Below are 19,298 nucleotides of genomic sequence, written 5' to 3'. Positions count from 1 at the left end.
ATGATGTTGGAGGAGGATCGTTGGAAAAAAGTAATGATGCGCAGCCTTTTGAAATAAAACATGCATTTCTCGTATTTTTAAAAAATAATGCATTTTTTTTGTGGATGATGGGGGCTTTATTTTTTTTTGTGGCACTCATAAGCATTCTTCGACCGGTTATCGTCGGCTATATGATTCATAATGGCTATGGGTTAAAGAACATAGGATTTTTGAGCCATTCTGTGGTGATGTTGTTAATCATTAGTATTTTTATTGTAATTTTAAGTGTAATACGCACGGTTATTTATACGCATCTTGAAGTAAACATTCTTCATTCGTTGCAAGCAATAGTCATGAAAAGAATTCTGGCGATTCCTGTTCATTTTTTTGACCGTTATCCTGTGGGTGATTTGGTGCATCGCATTTTATGGATTGCCTCGTTGGGTCCATTATTTAGCAGCAATCAAATGGGTTTGTTTTTATCATTCATAAGCCTGCTTATGAGCTTTAACATCATGCTCTATTTTAATTGGCAGCTGACGGTGCTTGTGTTCATGCTGGTTGGCGTGCTTACGGGTTTATCTGTATGGGCATCATGTCGCCTTTTTCCCCATTTAGAAGATCATATGAAGGGTATGGGGCAAGCTTATGGTTTTATGTTCCAAGTATTGCAGGGTATGTCACGGATTAAATTATTTGCAAGAGAGCAAGCAGTAGAAGCTGTTTGGATGGAGATGTATGGAGGTACGCGCAATAAGATGCAGCGCACGTATTATAAAGGTATCTTAGGTTATGCGTTTTTTTATAGTGTACCTTCTTTATTTTTGCTTATTATTTTTAATGCGGCTTTGCCACAATTAGATTCTTTATTGTCACAACATTTTGTAATTTTTTTCTGCAGTTTATGTTTGTTAATTGGCAGTATCGTGTCATTTTATATAAATTCGAGTGGTTTTATCGATGCTTTGATTGCCTATCGACGACTGCTGCCAATATTGCAAGCGCCCCTAGAGAATACTCATGCATTAATCATGCAAACCAACGATTTTCCAATCGTTGGTTTTATTCGTCTGAACAATATTCATTTTTGTTATCCTGATTCTCAGATGCAAGTGTTACACGGTGTGGATTGCCTGATATCTCCTGGCCAGCATGTGGCTTTTGTTGGTTTATCCGGTTCAGGAAAATCAACGATTTTAAAATTATTGTTAGGATTTTATTTTCCCCAACAAGGACATGTTGAGATTGACGGTAGACGGCTTTGCGAAATGGATTTGTCAAAATTTCGCTCTAATATTGGTGTTGTTCTTCAGGATAGTCAATTAATGTATGGTACAATTTTTGAAAATATCATGGGCCACATGCAGACAATAGAAGAAGCAGTAGCCTGGCAAGTTTTGGCAACCCTAGGTCTTGATGAGTTTGTTGCAGCGTTGCCTATGGGAATACATACGATGGTTTCCTCAAGTTTTTTGTCTGGAGGGCAAAAGCAATTACTGTTAATAGCAAGAGCGTTGGTGGGAAATCCAAAATTGTTATTATTAGACGAAGCGACGAGCTCATTGGATAATCGCACACAGACTATGGTTATAAGTCGCATTAATCAATTAAAGATCACGCGAGTTACCATTGCCCACCGTATTTCAACGATTAAAAATGCTGATAAAATTTTTGTGTTGCATCAAGGAAAAATTGTGCAGACAGGAACGTATCAGCAACTGATGAAGCAAAAAAGCTTATTTTATCAATTGGCAAACACCCAGGAATAATTACCCTCCCACCATAGCAGTTACAATATCTATTTTTGCATCAGCCATTAATGGTGTTCGTTCAGCGTAAGAATTTAAATTTTTCCGTTAATATAACAGTTAACATAAGGCGTTAATTCGCCTGCTTCATTGAGAATACTCCCTTTTAATTGTGGAAACATTTGGCACAAGGTAGGAATTAGTTCATCAATGGTGGAAACAGAAAGCTCAATCTTATTTTGATTATTAGTAAAGCGTATTAATGAAGGGTGAATGTAAATTTCTGCCATAATCACTCCGTAAAAAATCCTGTAATCCATAAGCTGAGTCGGCTTATCATTCCGGTAATCTCCGATAATAAGAGATATATAACTTGTTTTTTTTGAAATTATTAATTTTCGAGGAGATTTTATAGATACAGTCAATTTTTGCAATCCATCACTTGGATTTTATCAGAGTAAGATTCATACCAAGGCGTTATTGTCCAATACGATTATCGTTATCATGCGAACCTTATATAAGAAGTATCACTTGCAACAGGGGACAAGCTGTCTTCTTGTAAAGACACGGTATCTTCATTGAGGTTCGGATTAACAAACGTTCTCATTTTTAATTTGAAGACTTCTTCTTCTTTAATAAATCCAAAGTAGGCAATGAATTCATATACTTTAAGCAGAAGATGATGAACAGCCGTTGAGTTAAAATCAGAAAAAGCATTGGAGCAGGCCACTTGCAATGTATGGATGGAATCTTTATTATTTAATTCCGCATTTCTTAAGGCCGTTCTTAGATTTTCCAGCGACATGGTATTGCTTTCTTTAGTGGTGTCAATGATTGTTGAACATTGAGCAATCAGCTCTTCTTTTTTCTTTTTAAAAACTTCGATTAACTGGTCATTGAGGGCATCAAACGTTAATTGACGCAAATTAAAATCATAGCGGTGGCAAAGAGCGGAAATTTTGTCTGTTTCCTCAGGGAAAAACTGGCAAAAGATAAGGCCGAAGGAATAAATATCTGAATGTTCTCCAATGTCATCTTCATTTCCATACACATATTCTGGGGCAGTCTGCGGCTGAAAAAATAATCGAAACCCAGAGAAATGCAACGTTTTATCTTTTTCTTTTAAAGGAACGGCTCGGCCTAAGTCAATAATTTCTATGGGAGACGTTGGATTGGTTGCATCATAGATCATATTATCGGGTTTAATATCGCGATGAAGATATCCTTTACGATGTAACGCAATTAATTGCTCTCTAATTTTCATGGCAATATTTATTTTTCTATTAAACTTAAGCCATGATCCATGGCTTGTTTTAAATTGATGCCTTTAAAATACGGCATGGTGAAATAATGAATGCCATGAAGAGAGAGCACGATTGATGGATATCCATACACATTTTTAATGGCTTCAGATTCAGCTTGGGCACGCCTGCGACTATATTCAGATTTGATGCAACATTTTTGTCCTTGTGAATCCACGGCAAGGTAAGCGGTTCCCCAGCAGCCACTGCCTAATTTTTTTTTAATGGTGAATCCATAGTCAGAAAATGTTTCTTGAATAAATCCCATCGCAATACTCATCATAAAGCATTAGGTAAATATTTTACTTTTAGATTAAAAATAAGTCAATATGCGTGATTATTAGGGTATTACTATTAAAAAAGCATTACTCAATTTAAAGTGCATTTTGTCTGTGTGGACTGAATTGGCTATCATTCCTCTGTTATACTCTTATAGTCCAAACAAATTTAATATAAATTTTATGTCAATACCGGATTTTAAACCGAACCTTCTTGTTAGAAACAAGCATTTACAAACCATTCTCAGTTCTAAAAAGAGACCTGTCTTTGATCAAATGATTAAAAACGAGCAGTTAATAAATTTAAAAGTAGAAACTGATGAAATCGTACATTTGAATGGTTGTTATTCACCGCATGTTCAGCCAGTAGGGTTGGTCATTCTCCTGCATGGTTGGCTTGGCTGTGTTAGATCATCGTACATGTTGGCTAGGGGCGAGCAACTCTATAAAAAAGGTTATTCTGTTTTTCGTTTAAATATGCGTGATCATGGGCAGACCGTTGCTTTAAATGAGGGAATTTTTCATGGATGTCGCCTGGAAGAAGTTTTTCAGGCAGTCAAGCAAATTGCCGAATTAAAGCCTGAGTTGCCCGTGAGCCTCGTTGGTTTTTCCATGGGAGGAAGTTTTGCTTTGCGGGTTGGTTGGCGACAAAGCATTACGGACGAACCTATAAAGAATTTAAAAAAAATCATTGCAATTTGTCCTTCCGTTAATCCAGAGCAGGTAACGGATGCAATTGATAAATCTAAAATTTATCGCCATTATTTTTGCAATAGATGGCGAAATAATCTCATTGAAAAACAAAAATGCTTTCCTGAGTTGTATGATTTTTCGGATTTGCTTTCCATGAAAAGCTGCAAGCAAATTACAGCCGCTTTAATTGAAAAATATTCAGATTTTCCAGACATGGATGCTTATTTTTCGGAGTATCATTTTTCCCAAGATAAACTGCGTATGGTGAATATCCCCATGACTGTTTTAGCGGCAGCCGATGATCCGGTCATTCCCATCGATGGTTTTTCAGAATTAAAAATATTAACTCCTTGTTTAATTTGAACATCACGGATTATGGTGGTCATGTTGGTTATATTAATACGTTAATGGGAGATTCTTGGCTTGATATGGTTTTGCCAACCTTAATGGCGACAAAATGATAAGCGTAATAGCTGTTTGATTCTATAGGTAAAATAGACATGTAATTGTTCTAACCATTGGAGTCTTATTATGGTACAAAAAGAGATGTTGATGACATGGCAGCATTTCTTAATTCGCATTTATCTTGGATTGAATATGTTGCCGCATTGCTCAGAAAAATTATTTTTAGGTACGAGCAGCTATTACCAAGAAGTGCATGATTTCATGCTAATGGGGATTATCGATCCTAAATTCATGGTTATCCTCGCAGGAATAATAGAGTTTGCAATTTTCTTTGCTTTTACGTTTGGTTTTTTAACTCGTATAGCAGCTGTAGGTGCTAGCATTTATTTATTAATGACTACCCTCCTTGGTCACCATTTTACAAATGGTTTTATTTGGGTTTCTCCGGGCGGGGGTTGGGAATTTCCTATTATGTGGGGGTTTTTATATTTGACCTTTCTCTTAACTGGCGGTGGTTTATTTTCACTAGACAGCTGGTTATATAAACAATCTAAATTAAAAATATTCCGTTAATTTTAAGGCATTGAGTAAAAACTTAAAATTAAAAGATAGGCTTGCAAGTAAATTTGCTACTTAAGCGAACAATCCTACCTTTTTTTATTAAAAACCTTGGTGACGCCTTTCAACAGTAAAAATCCTGCTATTCCACTGGCAAGAATAACAACCGGCAAAGAGGGAGACGCTTTTATGCGTTTAAAGGTAGATTGACCTTTTTTAAGTTCAATATATCCAATGGGTTCAGCGACAATTCCTCCACCACCGCCTTCACCACGGTCTCCAGATTTTTTGTGGCCAAATCCGCCACCAATTCCATAGCGAATTCTCGTTACAGGTATTATTTTAGTGTCTTCATGCTCAATGGGGTCAGCAAAAATCGTTTTGCCTTTTATGGTTAAACTGATGGCGCTGACCACATGCTCTATAAAAGACTTTTGTGTTTCGTCAGGCATGTTCAATCTCACGGAGTGAATGGATTATTATTTATTATAACCCTGATTAATCAAAAGCCTAATTTAATAACCCTAAAATAAGGTGGGTTATTTTTCTAATTGGATTCTTTTAAAAGAGAGCTCCTCAGGTCGATTCTATCCAAAGTATTTATTGATAGTGACGTTAATACCTTGTTCAGTAACATGCACTTGTTGAGAAAATGCTGTGTATAATCCAGCAGTACCCGATTGCAAACGAATCGTTGGCAGGGTTTGCTTGCTGCTTGCTAAAAAGTTGTATGAAACATCCACCATGAAACGATTAGGTAACATGTATTCAAATCCTACTTGCGCCGCTCCTCCCCAGAGATACTTGGAATGAGTGGTGTTTACTGGCTGAAACGTAGTGCTGGTGGGCGCCAATATTTCAGCATTTAATTCTGCGGCCACATCGACCATTGCAGGACCTATGCCCCCATAGACAAGCCAAGAGCCAAATTGATAACCGCCGTTTAATAAGAGACTTAAATCTTGTCTGAGTTTAGTGTGTAATCCGGCTGATTGATATGCGCCATTTTGAAAAGTTCCTGACCAACTTTGGTCAAATTGTTCGACACCGATGTATTTGTAGAGCACTTTTGCGCCTAAATACCAGTCATTCTTTAAATCAAACAAATAGCCCACATTAACCAATGGGGCAAGATGATTTTTAAGGTTTTGATTTAACAAATACTCCACCGTAGCAGGAGTGCTTGAAACCATGGTAATGTTGGTGTTCCCGCCGACTTGCGAATAAATATAGCTGCCGCCAAAGCCTGCCCAAAGTCCCGCATAGGTGGATGGTAAAGTCCCTGCCGTTCCCGCATGCAACTCGGCTGAAAGAGGTAAGCAAGAGAGTATTAGCCATAAATTCCGTTTAAAACACATGGTTAAATCCTGAAAGAGCTAAAAGCTAGGAAGTATGCCAGAATGCGAGTCAAGAAAAAAGATAAATAAATCTCGTCTTCAAGCCAAATAGGTAAGGAAATTTATTTCAGTGTTCTGGAAGTAAACTCTCTCCTTCCGTAATATAGTCAGAAATATTGTCGCTACATTGAGGAGATTTTGTGAAACGATCTAAGAGTGTGAAAAGAGTTACTGGATTGGCAGCTTGCTGTTTTTTTATCAGTGTCTCATCTTTGGCAGCCTCCTCATCACTTACTTCCGGGCATGGGGCTTTTTTATATGACAGCCATCAAAATGCAGGACCTGCTTCGTCTATTACTAATGATCCTGGGCAGTGGGTGATGGATGTTCAGCAGTTTAATGCTAAAGCTAGCGCAGCAACACTCATCAATCGTTTGTACGTGTACAGCGGCGATATTGAAATGACTTGCACTACTCCTTCTGCTTGTGTTTATTCAGGCTCTGGCCAAAATGTTTTTGTGGGTTATGAGCCTCCTGCATTTGGCCAGGCATCGGTTGCTGCTTATCGAGCCAATTTTCCTGATGCGCTGATTCTTGCCATTATTGATGGGGACTTGGGTTCTTTGCCCTTGCTTAATAATGACAGTGTTGGGAAGGGAGTTGCGAACTTGCTCACCCAACAGCTTTGCGCCGATCCCAATGTGGATGGTGTGTTTTTTGATCTAGAGCCTTTTAGCGCAACGGCGTTTCAATCGCCAGGCCTCTTTGCTCTATACAACCAAACGGCAAAAAATCTCAAGGCATGCATTGACCCGGAACATCCACACGGTCGTGTCATGGGTGTGTTTGCAAATCCCAATAAAATTGCGGATTGGAGTCAAGTTAAAGGGGCTCTTAGTAACAATGGTTTTCTTGCGGTTGCGGCTTACGATATTAATGATACAACCCCACCTCGACCTACGCCGTATTCGCTGTATACCAGTAGCGTCACAGGAAAGATTCAAACATTTATGGATCCAAACTCCAAGCAATATCAAGTTTATTACACCGTAGCGATTCCAGCAGCATCAAGTTTTTCAGAGTTCGAACAATTTGGTTATTACAACACGGCGTATCCCGATGATTTCCAGGTCAGTAATGATTTTCGTACACAAGGTTTTACGCAGCTTGCTTATGTGCAAGCAGCCCGCGCCATTATTCTAAAAAATAGCAAAAGTCCCTACTACCTTGGCAAAGATTATTGGAGCTGGAACCAGTACATATCGCCTGCACCTAAACAGGGGCAAATGCTTTTGCCTAACATTCCATCGGCGGATGTGGTGGAGTATCTGCAACAGCGGGGTTAAACCTTATAAAGACTTTGCTGTGTCTATTCCAATAGCTAGGATAACTTGCTTGAAATCAGGTGTTAAAAACCATCAAGCAGACTTTAGAAATCATTAATCTCATGCTCAAGCGTAGGGGTATACAGTTGATAGTTATTTCGGCCGGTTTTCTTAACATGATACATAGCCATATCTGCATTATTTAAAAAAATTTCAGGCTTTTTACCTGCCTCAGGATAACAGGCGATACCAATACTATAAGTAATGGGGTAGTTTTTTTCTTCTATTTGATAAAAGAATGTAGCTTCACCTATTATTTTTTGGGCTAATTCTTCTGCGTCTTTAGGGGATTTTATGGGTTGAATAATGACAGCAAACTCGTCTCCTCCCATTCTGGCAATAAAATCGCTGACTCTAAAGCATGAAGTTAATCGCTTTGCTACTTCTTTCGCTTCCTTGGCTGGCAGCGAACGTCTCGAAAGGCCATTTTTATACATTATGGCTATAAATAGCGACTTTTAGAAAATATTTCGCCATCATGACTGCAATGGACTTTAAAAGATCGACTATTTTTTAAAATATTGTGGACTTAAATCTAAAATTTCTACAGACGTTGCCGTATTCAAATGATGTTGAGAAATATTCGTGTTAATAATATCCAGTATTTGTTTAGCAAGCTCGCTTTTAAGTTCATTAGTTCGGCCAGGAAGTATTTTAATGGTCAAATGAATAAATGCGCCATGTTCGAAATCATTGCCAATGAAATAATGGTCATGGATAACAACTCTACTTTTGCAACTGGTTATTTGCGTTGGTAATTTATCAGCCAGCAGTTGATGTAGCGTTTGAAACAATGGTTTAAAATCTATTGTTGAGGCGATGTTGTTGCTGCATTCCAGTATTAAATGGGGCATGACCAGAGTCTCTCTTCAATGAAACCAAAAAACTGCAAGCTGAGGCAGGGGGATATCGAAAAGATTGTACTTGGTCATTTGGCAATTAGCAAATGGATTGCTTGTAAACGTTCTCCCATAGAACAAAGCTCCTATATTGCTTCTAATGGGTCGTTTTTCTTTGAATATTTCCCAACAACCAATCCTTATTGACTTCAAGTTCATCAGCGATTTTCTGCATTGAATTGGAGTCAATCGTAACAACTCCATTTAATAAGGCTTCTACTTTAAATTTAGGTAATTTAAATAGTTTGGAACATGCTTGCACACGCTCAGTTATTAAACTGGGAACACCAAGTTCATCTAATTCGTGATTTAAACGTGCGGTCAGTATTTTATTAGGCATGGTACTCTCCTTTTTTGCTTTTTATTAGTGTAAAACACTAAAGCTTAAGGATTGATTAACAATAAATAGAAGGGGGGACGCTTAGCAGTTCAACATCGCCCCTGGAGAGTAGTTTTTTAGCAGCCTGCGCCAGATATAAGTACCGTAGGGATGAGATGATCTTGGTTTACGACGTAGGTTTTATTGGAAACAATATTTACCCAATTTGTGAGTAAATCAGGCTCCTGTTTATCAGTAGACCATACTACTATTCTAAAATACTGGGCATGTTGCGGTGGGGTTAGTTGGATTGGGCCTGTTTGAGAGAGCGTCATTAAAGAGCTTAACTCTAATTCTGAGCCATTCATAATGGCTTGATTGGCTTTTTGCGTGGTGTCAACAGAAGCTGCCCATTGTACTGCAATTTTGCCTGGCTTATCTTTTGTTGGATAATTTGTCTTGTTATCAAGCACGATATGATAAGCTAAGGCCGCTGAGGTCACGAAGTATAGGCATATATAAATTAAGATTTTTTTCATTATTTCACCTAATGATTATTGAATAATTTTTCCTTCTTGAGGCACACAAGTCACATTTTTATTGATTTTTGGTGTTGTTAGAGGAAATTTACCTTCAGAGCAAAGCGTGGTTGTTTTCCCGAAAGTTTTAAAGATTTCTTTAGGGATGTGGACGGCTACGTTTTTAATGACATTGACTGCTTCAGGAATGTCGAAATTTCCTACCAGACTTAAAAACTGGTAACTTTCTTGTGGGGAGAACCCTTGAGTGTGTACTAAAAGGCCAATTGCATTTTGAGAGGCAAGCTGCATGGCTTCAAATAAGTTTTCATGCAACCCCATTACAATCCATTCATTAGAGTTTTCGACAATTGGCCAGGTGAATAAACTGTTTCCATTGCGCTTGGTTTTATCAAATACTCCTTCGGCTTTCAGATCTTTTCTTACAATAAATTGCAAGGTAATTCCTTCATAAGAGGTCTCAAGGGCTGTGACATCAATTTCACCATTACTTTGCATGGCATGGGAATCACCAGTCCAAACCAAAGCCCCTTTTTGAAAAACAGGCAAATAAAGGATAGAACCCACCTGTAAACTTGGTTGATCTAAGTTACCTCCAAAAGGACCAGGCGGGACTGAATTGAATTGCCCTGGGATGGGTTGGCCCATGTGGGTTTCCATATGCACAGGCCACCCATCAGGCCAATCTGTAGGGGGAGCTACTGCGATAATTCCTGGAAATGGCTTTAGATGTAAGCATATGCCCTTGGTGAATTCAGTTGTATTATTTTCTTTATCATATTTAAAGTACATGATTCTGGGTTTGATAAACTCGGATAAAATCCCTTGAGTGGGACTTAAAAAGTTATAGCCAAAATCATTTAATTTGATATCTAACACTCGAATCTCAAGCACATCGCCTGGTTCGGCTTCTTCAATATAAACTGGACCAGTCAGGCTATGCATGCCACGGCGTTTTTGAATATCATACTTAGTATAGAATTTTGCAAGATCGGCGGATGTTGTTTTATTAAAGACCATTGCATGCAAGCAGCTATTCCATGTTTCTAGCGAAACAGAATCTCCAGAGTGAACTTTAATGACAGGGGGCTTATCCAGGATAAAAAGGCCTAGAGTTACTGTATTTTCTGTTGCTGGGACTTTATAAGTTTCTGCCGAAACAGTAGAAAAAAACACAGTGATTATTAATAAAGAGAACATTTGGATTTTATTTAGCATGTCCAGTCCTTATGACGAATGAAGGATGTTTGAAATGACGCATCAAACAATGTAATAGATTTAATATTAATTTTTTGATAATTCAAGTAATTGCATTGCGTTTGATAAAAATCTTTACGAAGGATTTTAATATTAACTGGTTTGGGTTGTTATAAGCTAAATAATGGCAATTGCATATTTTGAGGTATATTTTCTGATTTCAATTTAATCCCTATGCCTATCAATCGTACTGGAATGGATTTTCTGGCAAAACCTTCTTGTATTAATTGACGCAAAATGATGAGGTCAAGTTTGTCATGAACCCGTTCAACAGTCGTTTGCTGGAAATTATTAAACTTTAATTTTACAAACAGATTATGAATACCGAAGATTTCATCTGCACGTTGTATTCGCATTTCAAGCCGTGCAATCAGTTCTGGTAAAACCGCTAAGCATGCTTCGCTATTTGGTAAATCTTTTGGATAAGTCTCTTCAACGCTGATAGACTTTCGAATCCGTTCAGGATTGACGGGACGATTATCAATTCCTCGTGATAATTCGTACAGTTTGCGACCCATCGTACCAAATTTATTTAGCAAATATTCTACGGAATATTGTTGCAAATCAGCGCAGGTTTTAATATGGAGTGCTTTCAGTTTTTCTTCCATTTTCGGGCCGACGCCAAACAATTTTCGTACTGGTAAATCAAGAACAAACGCTGCAACATCTTCTGGTCTGATAACCATTTGACCATTAGGTTTATACCAATCACTGGCAATCTTGGCAAGACTTTTATTGGGGGCAATGCCTGCACTCGCCGTGAGTCGTCTTGTTTGATAAATTCGGGCACGTATTTCCTCGGCGATCCAAGTAGCACTTCCATGACATTGTGTGGATGCAGTAACATCAAGATAAGCTTCATCTAATGATAGTGGTTCAATGATGGTTGTATAGTCTGCGAATATGGTTCTAATATATTGGCTTTCCTTGCGATACGCATCCATACGTACTGGACGCAAGACTAATTCACGACAAAGTTTAAGTGCATGTGCCGTTGGCATTGCGGAGTGTACGCCAAATTTGCGGGCAGCATAATTACAAGTTGCTATGACTCCACGACGTGTTGCATCTCCTCCTACAGCGATAGGTTTATGCGCAAGCTCAGGGAAATCACGCATTTCAATTGCGGCATAAAAACAGTCCATGTCGATATGAATGATTTTTCGTGTAGGATTCATTGTCAATGGTGCAGCCTATATAGCCCGGCTGTTTGCAGCCGGGACCGAGGTAATCTCAAGTAAATCATTTATTGAGCGAAAAATAAAAATACTAATTATAATTTATAACAAATAACCGTTGTGCCAACGAAAAGGTAATTGCTTTTCTTGAGCTCAATACCTTGAAGTTAATTCAACGAAGAGCCTGGATTTAGTTCCATAGGCTGTACATTCGTTTGCTTCTTAGCATTCTTATGGATCCAATAAATGAATACGGTTCCCAAAAGAGCGCACACTGGAATAATGACCAGCGCATGTTGATAACATTGAAGACTGTAGTGTCTCAACCCAAATTCAGTTACGGTTCCCTCCCAATAAAAGTCCATGCTTTTACCTATTAAGGTATGAAAAAATGAGCCACCAAACATATTGATGCAATTTAAAAAGGCCACCGTTATTCCCAAATATTGATAAGGAACGAGTGTGGAACCTGCTGCAAACACAATGACTTGATAACAGCACATCAGCCCTATAATAAAGAATAGAGTGCCAAGTAACCATGCATTATTTATATTGTTAGAGAGTACTCCAAGGAAAGCAACGGCTAATCCAATTCCACAAGCTTCTATCACAGCATAGTTTCCTAACTTTTTACTAAGGAAGGCAAGCACTGGACCGCCAAAGAGCATTCCCATAAAGATCATGGAGATGAGTAGAGCCGCGTCAGATTTATCAAAACCATAGGCGGTTGTTAAATAGGGCACACCCCAAACATCAGCAAAACCCTCCAAAGCTCCCACCATTAATAAATTAGCCAATGCCAACACCCATAACTTCCAGGAAGAAAATAAAACAGAAAAATGAGAGAGGCTTATGGTATTAGTTTTGACTGTTTCAAGATTTCTTGGAGCACGTAAAATCAAATAAGCAAAAATCCCTATTCCTATAGAGCATGCGGCAAGTAATAATCCTACATAGTATCCACCATGGTGCGAGATTAATTGAGTTAATGGTTTGCCACCATAGATCGCTCCTAAAAGACCGACACTAAATGAAAATCCAATCATTTTGGAATATTGAACCCGACTAAACCATTCCGAGACAACTTTGGAGACTCCCAAAAAACCGACCGCTGAACCACAACCAATTAAAAATCTGCTTAATAAAGCCAGGTAAAAATTGTTAGTAGAGATAAAAAGTAGAGCGCCCATTCCACAGAGTAGAGCAAAAGTAAAAACAACGGTTCTGGTGCCAAATTTTTCAAGCAATAGTGCCATGGGAATTTGCATTCCTGCATATCCATAGTAATAAAATGCGGCTAATAGGCCAAAACTGGCAGCGTCAATTGAAAACTGAGCCATTATTTCTTGCATCATCAATCCAGGCCAAAGACGTAAGATAAATTGCAGCGCAAAAAACGATAGGGGAAGAAACCACATGATAAAAGGTAAATAATTATTCTTTGAGTTAAAAAAATTAGCTTGAGTCACAGTGCCTCTCCAGTCTTAATAATCAATCATTTAAAACACCCGATGCTGTCTCCCTAGAGAGGTACGGGGATTTAAATAACTGACCGCTCTAGGGTAAAGAGGGCAAAATAATAATGATTGCAGAGGCTGATATGGATAAAGAATCATGGCAGCGCACGGTCGTGGTGGAAGCGACGGAACAACGATTACTTATGTTAGTGCCACAATGATTCATATTGGGATTGGTTTGGCTAATTACACCTGTTAAGGGTTAAAAATAGCAAGTTGCGCTTAATTTTGTCAATAGTGTTTGATGCAAAAAGCCAGATTGTTGTCCACACATTAGATCATATAAATGAGTATTTACTTAGGAAATCCTTGTTCATCAAGTAACTACTATTATTGCTCTTGTATTATTATCGATTTCTATTCGCCGACGCAGTACACTGCCTAGCAATAGCCGAAGATTAATTTCATATGGACATGCTCATAAGACCTTATTTTCCTAATATTAAATCTCCTGTCCTCAAAGCTATTGTAGCTATTGTTCTTGCATTTACGGTTGATATCGCTGTGGCAGCACCTTGTCCAATGTATATTACTACCTCCATCCCTGGCGTCTGCGAGGTTACAAGTGGGAGCGTTACCGTTACAAATACAGGTAGTGTCGGTGGTATCGAGGCTAATGATAGCAGCATAGGCAGCATTCGAGTTCTTAAGGGTGGACATATAGTTGACAGTAATAATGCTGGCTCGGGGATTACTATTGAGGACTCGACGGTTTCAGGAAATATTTCCAATGCGGGTTCAATTTCTGCATATGATACGGGGATTGCAATTTTTCACGGTTCATCTGTAACTGGGGAAATTTCTAATACAGGTTCGATTTCTACAGCAACTGGTTCGGGGATTGTAGTCGAAGAATCTACTGTCTCAGGAGGTATTTTAAATGCAGGCTCAATTTCCGCATATGATACGGGGATTGCGATTTTTCATGATTCGCCTGTAACCGGCGGTATTTCTAATGTGGGCTCAATTTCCACGGCAACTGGCTCAGGAATTTTGGTTGAAGAATCCACGGTCTCAGGAAGTATTTCTAATACAGGTTCAATGTCTGCGGGTGATACAGGAATCGCGATTTTTTTCCACTCATTTATAACGGAAGGGATTTCTAATACAGGCCCACTGTCTGCGGCAAATGGTTCTGGGATTGTGGTGGAGGAATCCACAGTTTTGGAAGGTATTTCTAATACAAGTTCAATTTCTGCACATGATGCGGGGATTGCGGTTTTTTTTCACTCGCTTATAACAGAAGGTATTTCCAATGCAGGTATGATTTCTGCGACAGATGGTTCGGGGATTGTGGTCGAAGAGTCAACCATCTCAGGAAGCATTTCCAACGTAGGTTCAATTTCTGCGCACGATGCAGGGATTGCGGTTTTTTTTCATTCATTTGTAAGGGATATCTTTAATACAGGCCCGATTTCTACAATAAATGGTTCGGGAATTGTGGTTGAGGAATCAACCGTCTCAGGGAATATTTTCAATGCTGCTTTAGTTTTTGCACATGATGCAGGGATTGCGGTTTTTGGTCGCTCATCGGTGAGCGGAGGGATTTCTAACGCGGGTTTGCTTTCTGCGGCAACAGGCTCGGGGATTTTGGTTGAAGATTCAACTGTCTCACAGGGCATTTCTAACATGGGATTGATTTCTGCTCAGGATGCGGGAATTGCAATTTTTCGTGACTCGTCCATCACTGGGGGAATTTCTAACGGCGGAACCATTCAAGGCGGCCAATATGCTATTTTCGTGGATAATACAAGCCGTGTAAGTAAGCTGGATATTATCGGCCAAAGAGCTCGTATTATCGGGAATGTTTTTGCTGAGAATACCGACGTTAATATCACTGCCGGTGCTCATTTTACTAGCGAAGGTGCATTTAATGTGCAGAATTTTAATATCCAATCCGCTGCCTTTTTTAATATGGCTAACTCAATTACAACGGGAACCCTCGTTAACCGTGGTATCTTGTCCCTTGGAGTCCATTCCCAGTCTCTTGCGGGCACTGGTCATTATACCCAGGAAGCAACGGGACTCTTGCAAATCGGAGCTAAAAATACGACCAATTATGGTAAATTGTCCGCGGCAGGTACCGTTAACTTAACGAATAGTGGTGCCTTTGATGTACAACTAACATCTGATAGCTCTTTTCGATCAGGGAATGTCTTGTATAACGTCATCCGAGGTAATTTGCTGACGCCACCAACAGATGACTACACCGTTACGGACAACAGCTATCTTTGGACCTTTACCGCAGAAACCAATGCTGACAATGGCGTCAATCTTACTATCAAGCCTAATCCGGAAGCCTACTTTGCCTGCAGCGGAACTTATTGTGCCAATGCTGCATCGGTCATTATTGGACAAGTTACTTCTGGCAATACCAGTTTTAGTCCTTTTGTACCACTCCCAACGGCTACCGATTTTTGCACGGCTGCCGCTCAGTCAACGCCGGAGCTCTTCAATGAAAACATTCAGATTACTCGATTAATCTCGCGTTCGGTGATGGACAACTTGCCTATGTGGAGCACTCTTCATGGCCGGCCCATCGACGATAATATGCTTTATCAACCAGGACAATTTTGGTTAAAACCTTATGCTTCTTTCATCTCTCAACAACAACGTACTTCCGTTAATGGCTACCATGCTAATGCTTATGGGGTAATGTTTGGTAAAGACATGCAACTTCCCGACAATGGCATATTTGGCGCAGCGTTGGCTGGAGGCTATGATAAAGTGCAAGGGAAGACGGTGCTTGATGGCCAATCTATTAAGACTAATGCCTACCAAGCTTTTATCTACGCCACCAACTATTTTCCAAATAATGTTTATCTTACAGGCGAAGGCTCGCTCGGTCTCGGATTTAATAATTCAGAACGCTTTATGCCTTTATTTAACAGCACTGCGAAAGGTAATTACCATAGCTGGTTTACAAACTTCACTGCAGAGCTGGGCCGGGGCTATGCTTTAACTCAGCGATTGCTTTTTACTCCAGCTTTAAATGCTAGTTACATGTATGTCAATCAAACCGGTTTTACAGAAAATGGTTCTGTCATGGCTTTAAAGGTGCAAGGAAATAATAATAATTCCTTTCTCCTCGGCGCTGATACTCATCTTGCTTACCATGTAGCCACATCGTTCGCCTCACAATCTGTTATCCTGACAGCTCATGCCGGTATTGCTTATGACGTTCTAAATAATCAGCCTGTGACTGCCGCTACTTTCTTGGCTGGAGGGCCTACGTTTTCAACCTATGGTATTCAATACGATGATGTCATTTGCCGTGCAGGTATAGGCTTATCTCTAGGTAGACCCAAATCTCCCTTTTCACTGACTATGAAATATGATCTTCAGAATGGCAATGACGGTTACAGCGGATTCCTTTCCATGATACTTAAGTATAAAAATTAAGACGTTAATGGGCTAAAAGATTATGAAAGGGGAACATCAAAAATAACTCAGCGTCAAGACTGTTTTTTTTATTTTCTCTGGTAAGCTTTAATGCCGTCCGGTAAAAACATTCATCAGAATAATCTGTGGATATCTTTTTTGAACACTCTGCAAATGGTTCATGACAACATGCTAAAAATTCTAGAAAACCAATATATGCAAGGCGTTCGGCAAGTTTAAATCCATTTTTCTTTTTATTTATCCACAAATTCTGTGGATAACCCTGTGGGCAGATCATTAAAAACCTTGAAAAATAACTGTCTTCCTAGCATGGATAGAGATTTTCCACCTTATCTTAAATGAGTCAATAGAAGCCAATTATGGTGGCTTGGCAGCGACTTCTCTCAAATCAATTTTACGCTCTATTATTGAATTGGAATCCCAAGGAGGCTATGAATTATTTGGTAAGCCCTCTTTCGATGTGCACGATTTGCTACAAGTAAATTCTCAGGGGATAGGAGTTGCCTCTATTCTGAGACTAATGAACTTGCAGGATAAGCCAAAATTATTTTCTACTTTTATGCTGGGACTACTGAATTCCGTCTATTCAGCTTTTTCGGAAATTAGCGACTCAGATAAACCTAAGCTGGTTATTTTCATTTTACATAATAAACGTAAAAATTTTTATAAGCAGCCCTCATTGATATTGGTATTGATTGATACGCTACGATCAATGATGCGGTTGATCTTTAGATTCTTCTTCCTGCATAAGTTCTGGAGTTGACGTGGCGCTAGTTTTTGATGGAACAGCGTGTAGGTCATGCTCTTTGATTACAGTAAGGGCATCTTTTATTTTCACTACTTTTTCTTGTCGTGTAGATAAAGCAAAGTATCCTTCTCCTGCAGAACCAATAGGAGTTTTATCAGACGGTTGAGGGTGGCCTCTATTCATCCAAGCTTTTAATGACGATAAAGAATTGGCAATAAAATGCAAGAAGGAATGAAAGTAACCTAAACGACGGTTAGCTCCCATCTCTGTATAAGCTTTTTCTAAAGTTTTTTCTATGTCAGATGCCAAAGTAGCATCGACTGGTTGAAATCTTCCTTTTTCATCAGTAAGGAGTGTTTTTAAATGGATAGCTAATTGACAGCCCGCTATCCCTGCTCGAGTTTGTTCGGCATGAAGTTTTTCACTGTGTATGATTAAAGAAGCGGAATAATCATATAAATCATTTATAGTCTTTAATAGGTGTGTATGGTGAACATCCATCGTACGTTCATATTCTTTAGACCAAGAGGCAACCTGGGATTTTAATGCTTTATGGAGAGTGCTATTGATCTCTTCTGGCAATGGTGGGTTATCTATCTCCTCTTGAGCAAGCAGGAACAATAAATCTTTTTTCATCGCTGCACACAGTCCTGCTCCATGAGCTTCTAAATAGTGCTTTTGAAATACTAAACTAGTTAATACCTGTTTTAATTCTTTATAACTTGGAATAAGTAAAGTTAATTGATCGCGCATTAACTCACATACATCGCCGCATTGCTTTGCTGATAGGCATCTTAACATAGGTCCCAGATCTTCTGCTGAACGGATAATGGAAGAACATTTTTCTTTCATTGCTTGATAAGCAGCAACGGATTGTTCGTGAGAAAGAGAAGAAAACACGATTCCCAAATCTTTGGGAGATTGGATAGAAGATAAATCTATAGATTTACAAACTGCTGTGATCTGTTCAGGGGATAAAGAACTAAATATTTCACCCAGATCTTCAGCGGATCGAAGACCAACCAGGATATTACCTATCGCCATACATTGTTCTTCAGAAAGAAATTGTAAAGCCAAACCTATATCATTGGCGGATTCAATAATAGAAGGTTTTTCTATTTTTATCTTTTCACAAAGCATCATGCCTTGCTCTGGAGGTAAATAGCGCAAAATTTTACCCAAATCTTCTCCATCCTCTAAAAAAGAAAGTATTTTTTGATCTAGGTTTGCATAGAGTTCAACACGTTGCTCTTTTGATAAATGACTAAACGCATTAAAATCCATAACCGAATTAATCAGTGAAGGTAATGTCTCCTTCATTGCCTGATACATATCAAATCTTCGTTTTTCTGATAAATGAATCATTAATGAATTAAAATCTTGTCCTGATTTAATCATAGCGGGTGGATTTTTTTTATTTCTAGACAAGTCGCATCGAATTCTTCGGTTGATAAAGAACGAAGTTTCCATGCAAAATTATGAATGGATTCGGGTTGCTCCTGGTTTTTAGGCATGATTTACTCTGCTTAAATCAATATTATTAAGATTAGCACAGGCTAGATTACTTCGAAGGATTGAGAAAATAATACCACTGTAAAATTGCAATCCATGTGCATTTTTATTGAGAAGATATAAAATCAAGTGATTTGCAGCTGCTTTTATCCTAAATATTTCAAATAGGTTACTTTGATATAATCAATCACACTTTTTGCAGCTAGCATACATCAGACAAAAAGCATAGGTGCTTTTAGATGC

19 protein-coding genes are annotated in these 19,298 nt (G+C 38.8%); 6 read left to right on the top strand and 13 right to left on the bottom strand.

Annotated features, from left to right (window positions below; all coding sequences use genetic code 11):
- The first annotated feature begins 20 nt into the window (after positions 1 to 20).
- Positions 21 to 1,748 (top strand): ATP-binding cassette domain-containing protein, encoded by a 1,728-nt coding sequence (locus tag LOA_RS13805; protein ID WP_025386049.1) that lies wholly within the window; start codon positions 21 to 23, stop codon positions 1,746 to 1,748.
- Between the two features lie 74 nt (positions 1,749 to 1,822).
- On the opposite strand, the gene LOA_RS14720 is transcribed toward LOA_RS13805, so the two are convergent.
- From LOA_RS14720 to LOA_RS09030, 3 genes are all read right to left on the bottom strand, one after another.
- A complete protein-coding gene (locus LOA_RS14720; protein WP_158423037.1) occupies positions 1,823 to 2,152 on the bottom strand; it encodes a ubiquitin family protein in 330 nt (109 codons plus the stop codon).
- A gap of 77 nt (positions 2,153 to 2,229) precedes the next feature.
- Positions 2,230 to 2,991: a protein kinase domain-containing protein gene (locus tag LOA_RS09035; RefSeq protein WP_025386047.1), complete on the bottom strand. Its 762-nt coding sequence runs from the start codon at positions 2,989 to 2,991 to the stop codon at positions 2,230 to 2,232.
- Between the two features lie 8 nt (positions 2,992 to 2,999).
- The gene (locus tag LOA_RS09030) at positions 3,000 to 3,296 is read right to left on the bottom strand and encodes a hypothetical protein (RefSeq protein ID WP_025386046.1); all 297 of its coding nucleotides are present in this window, start codon (positions 3,294 to 3,296) and stop codon (positions 3,000 to 3,002) included.
- A gap of 193 nt (positions 3,297 to 3,489) precedes the next feature.
- Between LOA_RS09030 and LOA_RS09025 the strand changes: the two genes are divergently transcribed.
- Together LOA_RS09025 and LOA_RS09020 are read left to right on the top strand one after the other, a co-directional pair.
- Entirely contained in the window at positions 3,490 to 4,362 is an 873-nt protein-coding gene (locus LOA_RS09025) for a YheT family hydrolase (protein ID WP_148294887.1), read from the top strand.
- 168 nt (positions 4,363 to 4,530) lie between these two features.
- Positions 4,531 to 4,977, top strand: a complete 447-nt coding sequence (locus LOA_RS09020; protein WP_025386044.1) for a DoxX family protein — start codon at positions 4,531 to 4,533, stop codon at positions 4,975 to 4,977.
- A gap of 74 nt (positions 4,978 to 5,051) precedes the next feature.
- On the opposite strand, the gene LOA_RS09015 is transcribed toward LOA_RS09020, so the two are convergent.
- Complete coding sequence (locus tag LOA_RS09015) at positions 5,052 to 5,414, bottom strand: spore germination protein GerW family protein (RefSeq protein ID WP_025386043.1); 363 nt, start codon at positions 5,412 to 5,414, stop codon at positions 5,052 to 5,054.
- A 135-nt stretch (positions 5,415 to 5,549) separates the two neighbouring features.
- Positions 5,550 to 6,320: an outer membrane protein gene (locus tag LOA_RS09010; RefSeq protein ID WP_025386042.1), complete on the bottom strand. Its 771-nt coding sequence runs from the start codon at positions 6,318 to 6,320 to the stop codon at positions 5,550 to 5,552.
- Positions 6,321 to 6,499: 179 nt separating this feature from the next.
- On the opposite strand from LOA_RS09010, the gene LOA_RS09005 reads away from it, so the two are divergent.
- Positions 6,500 to 7,645, top strand: a complete 1,146-nt coding sequence (locus LOA_RS09005) for a hypothetical protein (RefSeq protein WP_147370118.1) — start codon at positions 6,500 to 6,502, stop codon at positions 7,643 to 7,645.
- An 83-nt stretch (positions 7,646 to 7,728) separates the two neighbouring features.
- Here the strand turns inward: LOA_RS09005 and LOA_RS09000 are convergent, their stop codons facing one another.
- The 7 genes from LOA_RS09000 to LOA_RS08970 form a co-directional block, all read right to left on the bottom strand.
- On the bottom strand, positions 7,729 to 8,121 hold the full coding sequence (locus tag LOA_RS09000) for a diguanylate cyclase domain-containing protein (RefSeq protein WP_025386040.1): 393 nt from the start codon (positions 8,119 to 8,121) through the stop codon (positions 7,729 to 7,731).
- 69 nt (positions 8,122 to 8,190) lie between these two features.
- The gene (locus tag LOA_RS08995) at positions 8,191 to 8,538 is read right to left on the bottom strand and encodes a 5-carboxymethyl-2-hydroxymuconate Delta-isomerase (RefSeq protein WP_025386039.1); all 348 of its coding nucleotides are present in this window, start codon (positions 8,536 to 8,538) and stop codon (positions 8,191 to 8,193) included.
- Between the two features lie 142 nt (positions 8,539 to 8,680).
- On the bottom strand, positions 8,681 to 8,923 hold the full coding sequence (locus LOA_RS08990; RefSeq protein WP_025386038.1) for a hypothetical protein: 243 nt from the start codon (positions 8,921 to 8,923) through the stop codon (positions 8,681 to 8,683).
- A gap of 116 nt (positions 8,924 to 9,039) precedes the next feature.
- On the bottom strand, positions 9,040 to 9,441 hold the full coding sequence (locus LOA_RS08985) for a hypothetical protein (protein ID WP_025386037.1): 402 nt from the start codon (positions 9,439 to 9,441) through the stop codon (positions 9,040 to 9,042).
- Between the two features lie 15 nt (positions 9,442 to 9,456).
- Complete coding sequence (locus LOA_RS08980; RefSeq protein ID WP_025386036.1) at positions 9,457 to 10,659, bottom strand: acetamidase/formamidase family protein; 1,203 nt, start codon at positions 10,657 to 10,659, stop codon at positions 9,457 to 9,459.
- Between the two features lie 149 nt (positions 10,660 to 10,808).
- Positions 10,809 to 11,876: a DNA polymerase IV gene (gene dinB / locus LOA_RS08975; protein WP_025386035.1), complete on the bottom strand. Its 1,068-nt coding sequence runs from the start codon at positions 11,874 to 11,876 to the stop codon at positions 10,809 to 10,811.
- A gap of 167 nt (positions 11,877 to 12,043) precedes the next feature.
- Positions 12,044 to 13,294, bottom strand: a complete 1,251-nt coding sequence (locus LOA_RS08970; protein ID WP_118996696.1) for an MFS transporter — start codon at positions 13,292 to 13,294, stop codon at positions 12,044 to 12,046.
- A gap of 507 nt (positions 13,295 to 13,801) precedes the next feature.
- Between LOA_RS08970 and LOA_RS08965 the strand changes: the two genes are divergently transcribed.
- Both LOA_RS08965 and LOA_RS14200 read left to right on the top strand, forming a co-directional pair.
- Entirely contained in the window at positions 13,802 to 16,795 is a 2,994-nt protein-coding gene (locus LOA_RS08965) for an autotransporter family protein (RefSeq protein WP_025386033.1), read from the top strand.
- Positions 16,796 to 17,162: 367 nt separating this feature from the next.
- Complete coding sequence (locus tag LOA_RS14200; RefSeq protein ID WP_237758080.1) at positions 17,163 to 17,558, top strand: helicase HerA-like domain-containing protein; 396 nt, start codon at positions 17,163 to 17,165, stop codon at positions 17,556 to 17,558.
- Here LOA_RS14200 and LOA_RS08955 read toward each other — a convergent pair.
- Positions 17,505 to 18,971 carry a hypothetical protein gene (locus tag LOA_RS08955; protein ID WP_148294885.1) on the bottom strand — a complete coding sequence of 489 codons (1,467 nt, stop codon included), beginning with the start codon at positions 18,969 to 18,971 and terminating at the stop codon, positions 17,505 to 17,507. The two genes, LOA_RS14200 and LOA_RS08955, sit on opposite strands and share 54 nt — an antisense overlap.
- Positions 18,972 to 19,298: the final 327 nt, after the last annotated feature.

The sequence above is a fragment of the Legionella oakridgensis ATCC 33761 = DSM 21215 genome, assembly GCF_000512355.1.
In the GTDB taxonomy this organism is placed as follows: Bacteria; Pseudomonadota; Gammaproteobacteria; order Legionellales; family Legionellaceae; genus Legionella_A; species Legionella_A oakridgensis.
This window is presented reverse-complemented; position numbering and strand designations above follow the sequence as displayed.